At 64.0% G+C, this 14,395-nt stretch carries 12 protein-coding genes; 9 read left to right on the top strand and 3 right to left on the bottom strand.

Annotation, left to right across the window (positions count from 1 at the left end):
* Positions 1-116: 116 nt before the first annotated feature.
* Both P3S72_RS18665 and P3S72_RS18660 read right to left on the bottom strand, forming a co-directional pair.
* Positions 117-839: a FadR/GntR family transcriptional regulator gene (locus P3S72_RS18665; protein ID WP_247405106.1), complete on the bottom strand. Its 723-nt coding sequence runs from the start codon at positions 837-839 to the stop codon at positions 117-119.
* Between the two features lie 47 nt (positions 840-886).
* Positions 887-2,623: an IlvD/Edd family dehydratase gene (locus P3S72_RS18660; RefSeq protein WP_276193543.1), complete on the bottom strand. Its 1,737-nt coding sequence runs from the start codon at positions 2,621-2,623 to the stop codon at positions 887-889.
* 193 nt (positions 2,624-2,816) lie between these two features.
* On the opposite strand from P3S72_RS18660, the gene P3S72_RS18655 reads away from it, so the two are divergent.
* Genes P3S72_RS18655 through araH form a run of 7 tightly spaced genes read left to right on the top strand, consistent with a single transcriptional unit; the run spans position 2,817 to position 11,165 of the window.
* Positions 2,817-4,139, top strand: coding sequence for an MFS transporter (locus tag P3S72_RS18655; protein ID WP_247408455.1), 1,323 nt, complete (start codon positions 2,817-2,819; stop codon positions 4,137-4,139).
* Positions 4,140-4,160: 21 nt separating this feature from the next.
* Entirely contained in the window at positions 4,161-5,153 is a 993-nt protein-coding gene (araD1, locus tag P3S72_RS18650) for an AraD1 family protein (protein WP_276193542.1), read from the top strand.
* 11 nt (positions 5,154-5,164) lie between these two features.
* Entirely contained in the window at positions 5,165-6,745 is a 1,581-nt protein-coding gene (locus P3S72_RS18645; RefSeq protein WP_276193541.1) for an aldehyde dehydrogenase (NADP(+)), read from the top strand.
* 36 nt (positions 6,746-6,781) lie between these two features.
* The gene (locus tag P3S72_RS18640; protein ID WP_276193540.1) at positions 6,782-7,645 is read left to right on the top strand and encodes an SMP-30/gluconolactonase/LRE family protein; all 864 of its coding nucleotides are present in this window, start codon (positions 6,782-6,784) and stop codon (positions 7,643-7,645) included.
* A gap of 38 nt (positions 7,646-7,683) precedes the next feature.
* A complete protein-coding gene (locus tag P3S72_RS18635; RefSeq protein ID WP_276193539.1) occupies positions 7,684-8,688 on the top strand; it encodes a substrate-binding domain-containing protein in 1,005 nt (334 codons plus the stop codon).
* Positions 8,685-10,187 carry an L-arabinose ABC transporter ATP-binding protein AraG gene (gene araG, locus P3S72_RS18630; RefSeq protein WP_276197955.1) on the top strand — a complete coding sequence of 501 codons (1,503 nt, stop codon included), beginning with the start codon at positions 8,685-8,687 and terminating at the stop codon, positions 10,185-10,187. The genes P3S72_RS18635 and araG overlap by 4 nt, the downstream gene beginning before the upstream one ends.
* 9 nt (positions 10,188-10,196) lie before the next feature.
* Positions 10,197-11,165, top strand: a complete 969-nt coding sequence (araH, locus tag P3S72_RS18625; RefSeq protein ID WP_276193538.1) for an L-arabinose ABC transporter permease AraH — start codon at positions 10,197-10,199, stop codon at positions 11,163-11,165.
* 15 nt (positions 11,166-11,180) lie between these two features.
* Here the strand turns inward: araH and P3S72_RS18620 are convergent, their stop codons facing one another.
* On the bottom strand, positions 11,181-11,969 hold the full coding sequence (locus tag P3S72_RS18620; RefSeq protein WP_276193537.1) for a helix-turn-helix transcriptional regulator: 789 nt from the start codon (positions 11,967-11,969) through the stop codon (positions 11,181-11,183).
* Positions 11,970-12,054: 85 nt separating this feature from the next.
* On the opposite strand from P3S72_RS18620, the gene P3S72_RS18615 reads away from it, so the two are divergent.
* Together P3S72_RS18615 and P3S72_RS18610 are read left to right on the top strand one after the other, a co-directional pair.
* On the top strand, positions 12,055-13,053 hold the full coding sequence (locus P3S72_RS18615) for a bile acid:sodium symporter family protein (protein WP_276193536.1): 999 nt from the start codon (positions 12,055-12,057) through the stop codon (positions 13,051-13,053).
* Positions 13,054-13,190: 137 nt separating this feature from the next.
* Positions 13,191-14,375 (top strand): sugar transporter, encoded by a 1,185-nt coding sequence (locus P3S72_RS18610; RefSeq protein WP_276193535.1) that lies wholly within the window; start codon positions 13,191-13,193, stop codon positions 14,373-14,375.
* Positions 14,376-14,395 lie beyond the last annotated feature (20 nt).

Genomic DNA, 14,395 nt, shown 5'->3' with positions numbered 1-14,395 from the left:
TCGACATCTCCCACATTTGATCTCCAGGGCTGACAGAAAGTGTTCCTGCGCCCCCACCTTGCGGGCACCGTCGAGCCCCACATTTGATCTTCATGGCTGTCGAACGAGGGTGGGGCTTACAACGGCGTCAGCACATTCATCACCGTATCCAGCGCTACCCGCGTGTCGTCCAGTTGCACCAGCGAAGCATGCCGGGCGCCGAGGGCGTCGCGGTTCTGGATCGCGGTGAGGATCGCCTTGTGGCGGGGCAGGCTCAGGCCCTGGATATCCGGGCGGCGGTTGGTGATGTTGATCGACTCGCGCAGCGGCAGCGACAGCATGTTGCACATATAGGCCAACAGGTCGTTGCGCGTGGCGTCGGCAATTGCGCGGTGAAAGTCCAGGTCGGCCTGTAGCAGCGCGTCGTGGGTCTGCGCGGTTTCCATGCCGAGGTAGGCTTTTTCGATGGTGGTGATGTCTTCGTCGGTGGCCGTGGTCGCGGCCATGGCGGCGATTTCCGGCTCGAGGATGCGCCGCACACCGGCCAGGGTGTTGAAAAACTCGCTATGGGGCGTGGACTGCATCAACCAGGACAGTACGTCCGGGTCGAGCAGGTGCCATTTCAGCCGTGGCCGCACCACTGCGCCCACCCGTGGCTTGGAGTACACCAGGCCCTTGGCGCTGAGCACTCGCGTGGCCTCACGCAACACTGAGCGGCTGACCTTGTACTCCTCGCAGAGCGTGGCCTCCATGGGCAGTCTTTCTTCCGGCTTGAAGCGGCCGGAAACGATGTGCATGCCCAAGTCCTGGACGATCTGGGCATGCATGCTCTTGCGCGGCTTGGACGGCTGGTGATCCATAACGACAGGGATGCTCTGGCTAAATAGGCGGCATCATAGCATCCCAATTAGTGGGAATGACGTGGGACTTCGGCCCCACGGCAACCCACCAGGAAATCGAAGTCGCAGCCCTGGTCCGCCTGCAGCACATGGTCGATGTACAGCTGGCGATAGCCGCCGACGATCAGCTTCTGCGGGGGTTTCAGGTCGGCCATGCGCGCCGCCAGCTCGGCGTCGGGGATGTCCAGGTGCAAGCGCCCGTTGGCGCAGTCGAGTTCGATCCAGTCACCTTCCTGCACCGTGGCCAACGGCCCGCCGGCAGCGGCTTCCGGTGCCACGTGCAAAACTACCGTGCCATACGCCGTGCCGCTCATGCGCGCATCGGAAATCCGCACCATGTCGGTCACGCCCTGGGCCAGCAGCTTGGCCGGCAGGCCCATGTTGCCGACTTCGGCCATGCCCGGGTAACCCTTGGGTCCGCAGTTCTTCATGACCAGGATCGAGTTGGCGTCCACGTCCAGGTCCGGGTCGTTGATGCGCGCCTTGTACATGTCGAAATCCTCGAACACCACGGCGCGGCCACGGTGCTGCATCAGCGTCGGGCTGGCGGCCGACGGCTTGAGCACCGCGCCCAGCGGGGCGAGGTTGCCGCGCAGCACACAGATGCCGCCGTCGGCGCGGATCGGGTTGTCGAGGGTGCGGATCACTTCGTCTTGGCCATAGATCGGCGAATCCTTGGTGTTCTCGCCCAGCGACTTGCCGTTGACGGTCAACGCATTCGGGTGCGGGATCAGGTTGGCTTCGCCGAGACGGCGCAGTACCGCCGGCAGGCCGCCAGCGTAGTAAAACTCTTCCATCAAGAAACGCCCGGACGGTTGCAGGTCGACGATGGTCGGCATGCCGCGCCCCATGCGCGTCCAGTCGTCCAGATCGAGCTCGACACCGATGCGTCCGGCGATGGCTTTGAGGTGGATCACCGCATTGGTCGAACCGCCGATGGCCGCATTCACGCGGATCGCGTTTTCAAAGGCTTCCTTGGTGAGGATCTTCGACAGCTTCAAATCTTCGCGCACCATCTCTACCGCACGCATGCCGGACATATGCGCCAGCACATAGCGCCGTGCATCCACCGCCGGGATCGCCGCGTTGTGCGGCAGCGACGTGCCGAGTGCCTCGGCCATGCAGGCCATGGTCGACGCGGTGCCCATGGTGTTGCAGGTGCCCGCCGAACGCGACATGCCGCCCTCGGCCGCGAGGAAGTCATCCAGGCTGATGGTGCCGGCCTTGACCTGTTCGCTGAGCTGCCACACCACCGTGCCCGAGCCGATGTCCTGGCCCTTGTGTTTGCCGTTGAGCATCGGCCCGCCGGTGACCACGATGGCCGGCACGTCGCAACTGGCCGCGCCCATCAGCAGCGCCGGGGTGGTCTTGTCGCAGCCGGTCAGCAGCACCACGCCGTCGATGGGGTTGCCGCGAATCGCTTCCTCCACGTCCATGCTCGCCAGGTTGCGCGTGAGCATGGCGGTGGGGCGCAGGTTCGATTCGCCATTGGAGAACACCGGGAATTCCACGGGGAAGCCGCCGGCCTCGATCACGCCGCGCTTGACGTGCTCGGCGATCTGGCGGAAGTGGGCGTTACACGGGGTCAGCTCGGACCAGGTGTTGCAGATACCGATGATCGGTTTGCCGTGGAACTGATGGTCGGCGATGCCCTGGTTCTTCATCCAGCTGCGGTACATGAAGCCGTTCTTGTCGGCGGTACCAAACCACTGGGCGGAGCGCAGGCCAGGTTTTTTATCAGACATGATGGTTTCTCTTATTGTATGACTATATGTTCTCTATGAAGCTAAACATAAGCGCAAAATGTTAGGTTTGGAAGTGTTGTTTCGTAAATAGTACTACTATATAGTCAATCTCAACTGAGGTATTGCCCTGGCGGATTTTCGCGAGAGGCGTCCCCCGAGCTTCTATAAAAACAACAATCGGAGATCGACTCCCATGAGCCAGGAACTGCGGCTTATACGGCGCATCACGCTGAAACTGATTCCCTTCCTCGTCCTGCTGTACCTGATCGCCTACGTGGACCGCTCCGCCGTGGGGTTCGCCAAGCTGCACATGGGCGCCGACGTCGGCATCGGTGATGCGGCCTACGGCTTTGGCGCAGGCCTGTTCTTTATTGGCTACTTCCTGTTCGAGATCCCCAGCAACCTGATGCTCGATCGCTTCGGCGCACGGCGCTGGTTCGCACGGATCATGATCACCTGGGGCACCATCACCATCGGCATGGCGTTCGTGCAGGGGCCGCAGAGCTTCTATGTGATGCGCTTTCTGCTCGGCGCGGCGGAGGCGGGGTTCTTCCCCGGCGTTCTGTACTACATCACCCAGTGGTTCCCGGTGCGCCATCGCGGCAAGATCCTTGGGCTGTTCATCCTCTCGCAACCGATCGCAATGATGATCACCGGCCCGGTCTCCGGCGGCCTGTTGGGCATGGACGGCACCCTCGGGCTGCACGGCTGGCAATGGCTGTTCATCGTCATCGGCACCCCGGCGATCCTGCTCACCTGGCCGGTGCTGCGCTACCTGCCGGACGGCCCCAAGCAGGTCAACTGGATGAGCGAAGACGAAAAAGCCTGGCTCACCGGCGAACTGGCCAAGGACCTGCAAACATACGGCCAGACCCGCCACGGCAATCCGCTGCACGCCCTCAAGGACAAGCGCGTGTTGCTGCTGGCGCTGTTCTACTTGCCGGTGACCCTGAGCATCTACGGGTTGGGCCTGTGGCTGCCGACGCTGATCAAGCAGTTCGGCGGCACCGACCTGGTCACCGGCTTTGTGTCGGCGGTGCCGTATATCTTCGGGATCATCGGGCTGTTGATCATCCCGCGCAGTTCCGACCGTTTGAACGATCGCTACGGCCACCTGGCGGTGCTTTACGTACTGGGTGCCATCGGCCTGTTCTTCAGTGCCTGGCTGAGTGTGCCGGTGCTGCAAATGGCGGCGCTGTGCCTGGCGGCGTTCGCGATGTTTTCTTGCACTGCGGTGTTCTGGACCCTGCCCGGGCGGTTTTTTGCCGGGGCGAGCGCGGCAGCGGGGATTGCCTTGATCAATTCGGTGGGCAACCTCGGCGGCTATATCGGCCCGTTCGTGATCGGCGCGCTCAAGGAATACACCGGCAACCTGGCCTCGGGCTTGTACTTCCTGTCCGCAGTGATGGTGTTCGGCTTGCTACTGACCGGCGTGGTCTACCGTCTGCTGGAGCGCAAGCATGTGCTGCCGGCTGACCAATTCGCTGCGAGCGCCCGTGGCGCCACGCGTACTTAATCGATTATCAGGAGAAGCGGCATGCGTTTAGTTCAGTTCGAGTTGCGCAACGGTGAGCGTCGGGTCGGCGTGGTGGAGGGTAGCCAGGTGCGCGAAGTGCTCAGCGCGCACAGCGTGCGCGAGTTGGCGCTGGCCGCGATCGAAGCGGGCGTGGGCCTCGCTCAGCAGGTGCAGAGCCTCGGCCTGGGCGACAGTCACACCTACGCCGAGCTGCTCGCCGACCTGAAGATCCTGCCACCGCTGGACCACCCGGACCCGGCCCATATGCTGATCAGTGGCACCGGCCTGACCCACCTGGGCAGCGCGTCGGCGCGGGACAAGATGCACCAGCAGGGCGGTGACGACAGCGCGCTGACCGACACCATGCGCATCTTCAAATGGGGCGTGGAGGGCGGCAAACCGGCGGCGGGCCAGGCGGGCGTGCAACCGGAGTGGTTCTACAAGGGCGACGGCAGCATCGTCGTGCGCCCCGGCGCGGCGTTCCCGGTGCCGCCTTTTGCCGAAGACGCCGGCGAAGAGCCGGAGATCGGCGGGCTGTATGTGATCGGCCACGACCGCAAGCCCTATCGCGTGGGTTTTGCGGTGGGCAACGAATTCTCCGACCACGTGATGGAACGCAAGAACTACCTGTACCTGGCCCATTCCAAACTGCGCAGTTGCAGCTACGGCCCGGAGTTGCGCGTGGGCGAGTTACCGCAACATCTGGCCGGCACCAGCCGCATCCTGCGCAACGGCGAAGTGATCTGGCAGAACGAATTCCTCAGTGGCGAGGCCAATATGTGCCACAGCCTGGAAAACCTTGAGTACCACCACTTCAAATACAGCCAGTTCCTCAAACCTGGCGATGTCCACATTCATTTCTTCGGCACCGCGACCCTGTCATTCGCCGACGGTATACGTACCCAACCGGGCGATGTGTTCGAGATCAGCCAGGCCGAGTTCGGCGCGCCGCTGGTCAATCGTGTCGGCAGTGCTAACGCCGTCTTCGCACCCGGCGACGTCATCACCCTTTAAAGGAGAGCCACATGTCCCAGTTCCTTGGCCACAACTTCATCGGCGGCCAGCGCAGCGCCAACGGCAACCTCAAGCTGCAGAGCATCGATGCAGCGACCGGCGAAGCCTTGCCCCAGGCTTTCTACCAGGCGACCCCGCAGGAAGTCGACGCCGCTGCCAAGGCAGCGGCGGCGGCTTACCCGGCGTACCGCGCCTTGAGTGCAGCGCGCCGCGCGCAGTTCCTGGAGGCGATCGCCGATGAGCTGGACGCGCTGGACGATGATTTTGTCGAGCGGGTCTGCCGTGAAACCGCGCTGCCCGCTGCCCGTATCAAAGGCGAGCGCGGCCGCACCAGCGGGCAGATGCGTCTGTTCGCGACGGTGTTGCGCCGTGGTGATTTCTATGGCGCGCGCATCGACAAGGCACTGCCGGATCGCCAGCCGCTGCCGCGCCCAGACCTGCGCCAGTACCGCATCGGCCTGGGCCCCGTCGCCGTGTTTGGCGCGAGCAACTTCCCCCTGGCGTTTTCCACGGCGGGCGGGGATACCGCCGCCGCGCTGGCGGCCGGTTGCCCGGTGGTGTTCAAGGCCCACAGCGGGCATATGGCCACGGCCGAGTGCGTCGCCGATGCGATCATTCGTGCGGCCGAGGCCACCGAAATGCCGGCGGGCGTGTTCAACATGATCTTCGGTGGCGGCGTCGGTGAGGCGCTGGTCAAGCATCCGGCGATCCAGGCGGTCGGCTTTACCGGCTCGCTCAAGGGCGGGCGCGCCTTGTGCGACATGGCGGCGGCACGCCCGCAGCCGATCCCGGTGTTCGCCGAGATGTCGAGCATCAACCCGGTCATCGTGCTGCCCCAGGCCCTGCAGGCGCGCGCGCAAACCGTGGCCCGCGAGCTGACTGCCTCGGTGGTGCAAGGCTGCGGCCAGTTCTGTACCAACCCCGGCCTGGTGATCGGCCTCGCGTCGCCGGCTTTCAGCGCGTTCACCCAGCAGGTGGCGCAACTGATCGGCGATCAGCCGGCGCAGACCATGCTCAATGCCGGCACCTTGAGCAGCTATGACAAGGGTCTGCAAACACTGCTGGCGCATCCCGGCATCCAGCACCTGGCGGGTCAGGCGCAAGCCGGCAATCAGGCGCGGCCGCAGCTGTTCAAGGCCGATGTCAGCCTGCTGGTCGACGGCGATGAAGTGCTGCAAGAGGAAGTGTTCGGCCCCACCACGGTGTTCGTCGAAGTCGCCGACCAGGCCCAGCTCAGCGTTGCCTTGCACGGCCTACACGGCCAGCTCACGGCGACGATCATCGGCGAGCCGGCCGACCTGCAGCAGTTTGCCGAACTCACGCCGCTGCTGGAGCAGAAAGTCGGGCGCATCCTGCTCAACGGCTACCCCACCGGCGTGGAAGTGTGCGACGCAATGGTCCACGGCGGCCCGTACCCCGCGACGTCGGATGCGCGCGGCACCTCGGTCGGCAGCCTGGCCATCGACCGCTTCCTGCGCCCGGTGTGTTTCCAGAACTACCCGGACAACCTGCTGCCCGACGCGTTGAAAAACGCCAACCCATTGCGTATCCAGCGCCTGGTGGATGGCACGCCGTCACGCGACGCGCTGTAACGCGCACCTGAGAACAACAACAATCCAGGAGGCTTCATGTCGTTTCACGCCGTCACCGCGCACCGTGCGCAACTGGGGGAGGGCCCGTTCTGGGACGTGCCCACCCAGGCCCTGTATTGGGTCGACATCGCCGGCAAACAGGCGCTGCGCCTGATGGACGGGCAATTGCAGGCCTGGCGGTTGCCGGAGCATGTCTCCGCGTTTATCCCGTCTGAAAGCGGCGATGCGCTGGTGACCTTGAGCAGCGGCGTGTATCGACTGAACCTCGCGACCGAAGCCTTGCGCCTGTTCTGCGTGGCCGACCCGCACGCGGGCAACCGTGGCAATGAAGCGCGCTGCGACGCCCAGGGTCGCCTGTGGCTGGGCACCATGCAGAACAACCTCGGCGAACAGGGTGAAGACTTGCCCGTCACGCGACGTTCCGGCGGGCTGTTTCGCGTGGATGCCGATGCGCGGGTCACGCCGTTGCTGCACGGCCTGGGTATTCCCAACACCTTGCTGTGGAGCGCGGACGGCACCCAGGTGCATTTCGGCGACAGCCTCGACGGCACGCTGTATCGGCATGCAATCCAACCGAACGGCCAACTCGACCCTGCCCAAGTGTGGTTCGGCCCGCACGGGCGCGGCGCGCCGGACGGCTCGGCCATGGACAGCCAAGGCTATCTCTGGAACGCACGCTGGGACGGCAGTTGCCTGCTGCGCCTGACGCCGGAGGGTGAAGTGGATCGCATCATCGAACTGCCCGTCAGCCGCCCCACCAGTTGCGTGTTCGGCGGCCCCCACCTCACCACCCTGTACATCACCAGCGCCGCCAGCCCGCTTGATCACCCGCTGGATGGCGCGGTGCTTGCCATCGAGGTCGATGTGCCCGGTAAACCCTGTCACCGCTTTGCTGGCTGAACCCAAGACTTTAAAAACAACAACAAGGAGTCACCCGTATGAATCGTCGTCGTGGTTTGCGTTCCCTGTGCTGTGCCGCCGTCGCGGCCTCGGCCCTGAGCATGAGCGGCCTGTTGCTGGCCGCCGAAGAAGTGAAGATCGGCTTTTTGGTCAAACAAGCCGAAGAACCCTGGTTCCAGACCGAATGGGCCTTCGCCGAAAAAGCCGGCAAGGAACATGGTTTCACCGTGATCAAGATCGCCGTGCCCGACGGCGAGAAAACCCTCTCGGCCATCGACAGCCTGGCCGCCAACGGCGCCAAAGGTTTTGTGATCTGCCCGCCGGACGTGTCCCTCGGCCCGGCCATCGTCGCCAAGGCCAAAGCCAACGGCTTGAAAGTGATCGCGGTGGATGATCGTTTCGTCGACGCCAAGGGCAATTTCATGGAGGACGTGCCGTACCTGGGCATGGCCGCTTTTGAAGTCGGCCAGAAACAAGGCGCGGCGATGGCCGCCGAGGCGAAAAAACGCGGTTGGGACTGGAAAGACACCTACGCGGTGATCACCACTTTCAACGAACTCGACACCGGTAAAAAGCGCACCGACGGCTCGATCAAATCCCTCGAAGAAGCGGGCATTCCCAAGGACCACATCCTCACTGCCGCGCTCAAGACCCTCGACGTGCCCGGCAGCATGGACGCCACCAACTCGGCCCTGGTCAAGCTGCCCAGCGGCGCGAAAAACCTGATCATCGGCGGCATGAACGACAACACCGTGCTCGGCGGCGTGCGCGCCACCGAAAGCGCCGGGTTTGCCGCCGCGAATGTGATCGGCATCGGCATCAATGGCACCGACGCCATCGGCGAATTGAAGAAAGCCAACAGCGGCTTCTTCGGCTCGATGCTGCCAAGCCCGCACATCGAGGGCTACAACACCGCGCTGATGATGTACGAGTGGGTCACCAAAGGCACGCAGCCGCCGAAATACACGGCCATGGACGAAGTGACGCTGATCACTCGCGCCAACTTCCAGGAAGAACTGACCAAGATCGGGCTGTGGAAATGACCGGCGCGGCCTTGCGTTTCAATGGCATCGGCAAGGAGTTTCCCGGTGTGAAAGCCCTGGCGCAGATCAGCTTTGAAGCGCGGCCGCACTCGGTTCACGCGCTGATGGGCGAGAACGGCGCGGGCAAGTCGACGCTGCTGAAGATCCTTGGCGGCGCCTACATCCCGAGCAGCGGCAGTGTGCAGATCGGCGCGCAGACCATGGCCTTCAAATGCGCGGCCGACAGCATTGCCAGCGGCGTCGCGGTGATCCACCAAGAGTTGCATCTGGTGCCGGAAATGAGCGTCGCCGAAAACCTGTTCCTCGGGCATTTGCCGGCGCGCTTCGGCGTGGTCAACCGCCGGCGGCTGCGCGAGCAGGCGCTGGCCTGCCTCAAGGGCCTGGCCGATGAAATCGACCCGCAGGAGAAGCTCGGGCGGCTGTCCCTGGGCCAGCGTCAACTGGTGGAAATCGCCAAAGCGCTGTCCCGTGGCGCGCATGTGATCGCTTTCGACGAACCCACCAGCAGCCTGTCGGCCCGCGAGATCGACCGGCTGATGGCGATCATCACGCGCCTGCGCGACGAGGGCAAAGTGGTGCTGTACGTGTCCCACCGCATGGAAGAAGTGTTCCGTATCTGCGACGCGGTGACGGTGTTCAAGGACGGCCGCTACGTGCGCACCTTCGACGACATGAGCGCGCTGAGCCACGACCAACTGGTCACCTGCATGGTCGGCCGCGATATCCAGGACATCTACGACTACCGCCCGCGCGAGCACGGCGACGTGGCGCTCAAGGTCGACGGTTTGCTCGGCCCCGGCCTGCGCGAGCCGATCAGTTTTGACGTGCGCAAGGGCGAGATCCTCGGCCTGTTCGGCTTGGTCGGCGCTGGGCGCACCGAGCTGTTTCGCCTGCTCAGCGGCTTGCAGCGCGCCACGGCGGGGCAGTTGGAACTGTGCGGGCAAGCGCTGCAATTGCGTTCGCCCCGCGACGCCATCGCCGCCGGCGTACTGCTGTGCCCGGAGGACCGCAAGAAGGAAGGCATCATCCCGCTGTCCAGCGTGGCCGAGAACATCAACATCAGCGCGCGCGGCGCCCATTCCCGGTTTGGCTGGCTGCTGCGCGAGGGCTGGGAGCAGGGCAACGCCGGCCGGCAAATCAGCGCGATGAAGGTCAAGACCCCAAGCGCCGAGCAGAAAATCATGTACCTGTCCGGCGGCAATCAGCAGAAGGCCATTCTTGGCCGCTGGCTGTCGATGCCGATGAAGGTGCTGCTGCTGGACGAGCCGACGCGGGGCATCGACATCGGCGCCAAGTCGGAGATCTACCAGATCATCCATGACCTCGCGGCGAGCGGTATTGCGGTGATTGTGGTGTCCAGCGACCTGATGGAGGTGATGGGGATTTCTGACCGCATTCTGGTGCTGTGCGAAGGCACTTTGCGCGGCGAACAACGGCGCGAACACGCCACTGAATCCAACTTGCTGCAACTGGCCTTGCCGCGTGGCCTGGCGAACTGAGAGACGACTATGACGACCCAACACAACGCGTTGCCGACGGCACGCAAACCCTTGGATATGCGCGCGCTGCTCGACAACTGGGCGATGTTGCTCGCGGCGCTGGGGATTTTTCTGCTGTGTGCCTTGCTGATCGACAACTTCCTCTCGCCGCTGAACATGCGCGGGCTGGGCCTGGCGATTTCCACGGTGGGCATTGCGGCCTGCACCATGCTGTTCTGCCTGGCGTCGGGGCACTTCGACTTGTCGGTGGGCTCGGTGATCGCCTGCGCCGGCGTGGTCGCGGCGATAGTGATGCGCGACACCGACAGCGTCATGCTCGGCATCGGCGCGGCGCTGCTGATGGGCCTGATCGTCGGGCTGATCAACGGCATTGTCATCGCCAAGCTGCGGGTCAATGCGCTGATCACCACGTTGGCGACCATGCAAATCGTGCGCGGCCTGGCCTATATCTTTGCCGACGGCAAGGCGGTGGGCGTGTCCCAGGATCAGTTCTTTGTGTTCGGCAATGGCCAGCTATTTGGCGTGCCGGTGCCGATCCTGATCACCCTCGTCTGCTTCCTGTTCTTCGGCTGGCTGCTCAACTACACGACTTACGGGCGCAACACCATGGCCATCGGCGGCAACCCGGAAGCCGCGTTGTTGGCCGGGGTCAACGTGGACCGCACGAAAATCCTGATCTTTGCCGTGCATGGCCTGATCGGCGCGTTGGCCGGGGTGATCCTCGCGTCACGCATGACCTCGGGCCAGCCGATGATCGGCCAGGGCTTTGAGCTGACGGTGATTTCCGCCTGCGTACTCGGCGGGGTGTCGTTGAGTGGCGGTATCGGCATGATCCGCCATGTGATCGCCGGGGTGCTGATTCTGGCGATCATCGAGAATGCGATGAACCTGAAGAACATCGACACCTTCTATCAGTACGTGATCCGCGGCTCGATCCTGCTGCTGGCGGTGGTGATCGACCGCATGAAGCAACGCTGAGCAGCTTCCTCTGCATTAGCGGAAAAACTCGCCAGGGGTGGCGTCGAATTGTTGGCGAAACGCGTTGATAAACGCCGACGTGGATTCATACCCACACGCCAACGCCACATCCGTCACCCGCTCGCCTTGCTCCAGGGCGGGCAGGGCGCTGAGCAGGCGCAAGCGCTGGCGCCAGGCGCGGAAGGTCAGCCCGGTGTCACGCAAAAACAGGCGGCTGAGGGTTTTCTCACTGACCGCCAGCTTGCGGCTCCAATCCCCCAGGGTGGTGGGTTGCTCCGGGTGCAGGTTCAAGCTGCGATAGATCTGCCGCAAGCGCGGGTCCAGGGGTAACGGCAGCATCAAATCGACCTGGGGCGCCGCCGCCAGTTGGTCCAGTATCACCTGGGCGAGCCTGCCGTCCGGTCCCGCTTCGGCATATTCCACCGGCAGTTCACTGAAGCGGCGGATCAACTCGCGCAACAAACTGCTCACCGCCAACACCTGGCAACGTTCGTCCGCCCACACGGTGACGCTGCAATCCAGGTACAGGCTGCGCATCTCTGTGTGCGGCGAGCTGTAGACCCGATGCGGCATGCCCGCCGGAATCCACACCGCGCGCTGCGGCGGCGCGACGAAGCGGCCGACGCTGGTCTGGATCTCCAGCACCCCGGAAATCGCGTAGGACAACTGCACCCACGGGTGGCTGTGCCGGCGGGTCAGGGCGCGGTTGGGCAAGGATTCGGTGCGCCCGTACACCGGGCGTGGCAGGCTGGAAAGCCCGGGCACGCTGCGGCGGACGGTCTTGTCATGTCCTTTAGGCGGCATTTACTGGCTCATTGGCGTTAGTCGGTAATAAAGCGTTACGTTAGAGTCGTGATGACGCTCTTGGCAACCCCGGAAGATCCTGCTTATGACTCGCCCGCGCTTTCTGCCCGACAATTTCACCCTGACCCTGATCGCCACGGTGGTCCTCGCGTCCTTGCTGCCCGCCAGCGGCCAGACCGCCGTGGCCTTCGGCTGGGTGACCAACCTGGCCATCGCGCTGCTGTTTTTCCTGCACGGCGCCAAGCTGTCGCGCCAGGCCATCGTTGCCGGGGCCGGTCACTGGCGCTTGCACCTGCTGGTGTTCAGCCTAACCTTTGTGCTGTTCCCGCTGTTGGGCCTGGCGCTCAAGCCACTGTTGTCGCCGCTGATCGGCAACGACCTGTACATGGGCATGCTCTATCTGTGCGCGTTACCGGCCACGGTGCAGTCGGCGATTGCCTTTACGTCGCTGGCGCGCGGCAATATCCCGGCGGCGATTTGCAGCGCGGCGGCGTCGAGCCTGTTCGGGATCTTCCTCACGCCGTTGCTGGTGACGCTGCTGCTGAATGTCCACGGCGAGAGCGGTTCGACCGTCGACGCCATGCTGAAAATCAGCGTGCAACTGCTGCTGCCGTTCGTCGCCGGGCAGATCGCCCGCCGTTGGATCGGCGAGTGGGTCGGTCGCAACAAGGCCTGGCTGAAGTTCGTCGACCAGGGCTCGATCCTGCTGGTGGTCTACGGCGCGTTCAGCGAAGCGGTCATCCAAGGCATCTGGCAGCAGATTCCGCTGTGGGAACTGGGCGGCCTGGTGGTGGCCTGCTGCGTGTTGCTCGCCCTGGTGTTGGTGGCGTCCACGCTGCTGGGCAAGGCCTTCGGCTTTAATCAGGAGGACCGCATCACCATCTTGTTCTGCGGTTCGAAGAAAAGCCTGGCCACCGGAGTGCCGATGGCCCAGGTGCTGTTTGCCGGGGCGACCATGGGCGTGTTGATCCTGCCGTTGATGCTGTTTCACCAGATCCAGTTGATGGTGTGTGCGGCGTTGGCACAGCGTTATGCCCAGCGCCCGGAAAGCATTCCGGAACTGATGGGGCAGGTCGACCCGTGAGGGGGCTACGCTGATCCTGCCGAGGGCGATTTACCCCGGATGAGCGTCAACAGCCGACCGGGAAACCTATAGAATGTTCGGCGGCGGCGCTTGTCCTGGGTGGCCGTTCGATCATCGTCAGAGTGCCTCGCCCTTCAATGAGCCTTTCAACCGCAACGCCCCGTGCCAACTGGCAACCGGTCATCGCCCTCGCGCTGGCCGCCTTTGTGTTCAATACCACTGAATTTGTGCCCGTTGGCCTGCTCAGCGCCATCGGCGCCAGCTTTGATATGCCGATCGCCAGCGTCGGCCTGATGCTCACGATCTATGCCTGGATCGTGTCGCTGACCTCGCTACCGGTGATGCTGCTGACGCGCAACATCGAACGGCGCAAGCTGCTGATCGTGTTGTTCGGCCTGTTCATCGCCAGTCACATCCTCTCCAGCGTCGCCACCAGCTTTGGCCTGCTGATGGTCAGCCGGATCGGCATCGCCTTATCCCACGCGTTGTTCTGGTCGATCACCGCGTCCCTCGCGGTACGCCTGGCGCCGGCCGGCAAACAAGTACAAGCCCTCGGCCTGCTGGCCACCGGCACGTCGCTGGCGATGGTGTTGGGCATTCCCCTTGGCCGCCTGCTCGGCGAAGCGATGGGCTGGCGCACCACGTTCCTGGTGATTGCGGCATTCGCTGCGGCCCTGGTGTTCTGGCTAGCGCGGACCTTACCGCTGTTGCCGAGCCAGAACTCCGGCTCCCTGCGCAGCTTGCCGCTGCTGTTCAAGCGCCCGGCACTGGTGGCGCTCTACGTGCTCACCGCCCTGGTGATCACCGCGCAATTCACCGCCTACAGCTACATCGAACCCTTTGTCGAACGTGTCGCCGGCCTGAGCGGTAATGTCGTGACCCTGTTCCTGCTGGTGTTCGGCGGTGCGGGCATCATCGGCTCGCTGTTGTTCAGCCTGGTACACCGGTTCAGCCCGCATCTGTTCGTGGTGGGCGCGGTGTTCCTGCTGGCCGCGTGCCTGGCACTGATGCTGCCGTTGAGCGGGGCCGAATCCTACCTCGTCGGCCTGAGCGTGTTTTGGGGCATGGCGATCATGGGCTTCGGCCTGGCCATGCAGTCCAAAGTCCTGGTGCTCGCGCCGGACGCCACCGACGTGGCCATGGCGATGTTCTCCGGTATCTACAACGTCGGTATCGGCGGCGGCGCGCTGATGGGCAGTTGGGTCGGCAGCCACTTCGGCTTCGCCTGGATCGGCGCGGCGGGCGGCGTGTTGGCGGCGCTGGCGTTGATCGGCTATTGCCTGGCGATCCGGCGGTTTGGGCAGGGTGTCGCGCGCGACTAAAACCAGACAAATCTTACAAG

It is taken from the genome of Pseudomonas sp. D3, from assembly GCF_029320995.1.
GTDB lineage: Bacteria > Pseudomonadota > Gammaproteobacteria > Pseudomonadales > Pseudomonadaceae > Aquipseudomonas > Aquipseudomonas paraveronii.
This window is presented reverse-complemented; position numbering and strand designations above follow the sequence as displayed.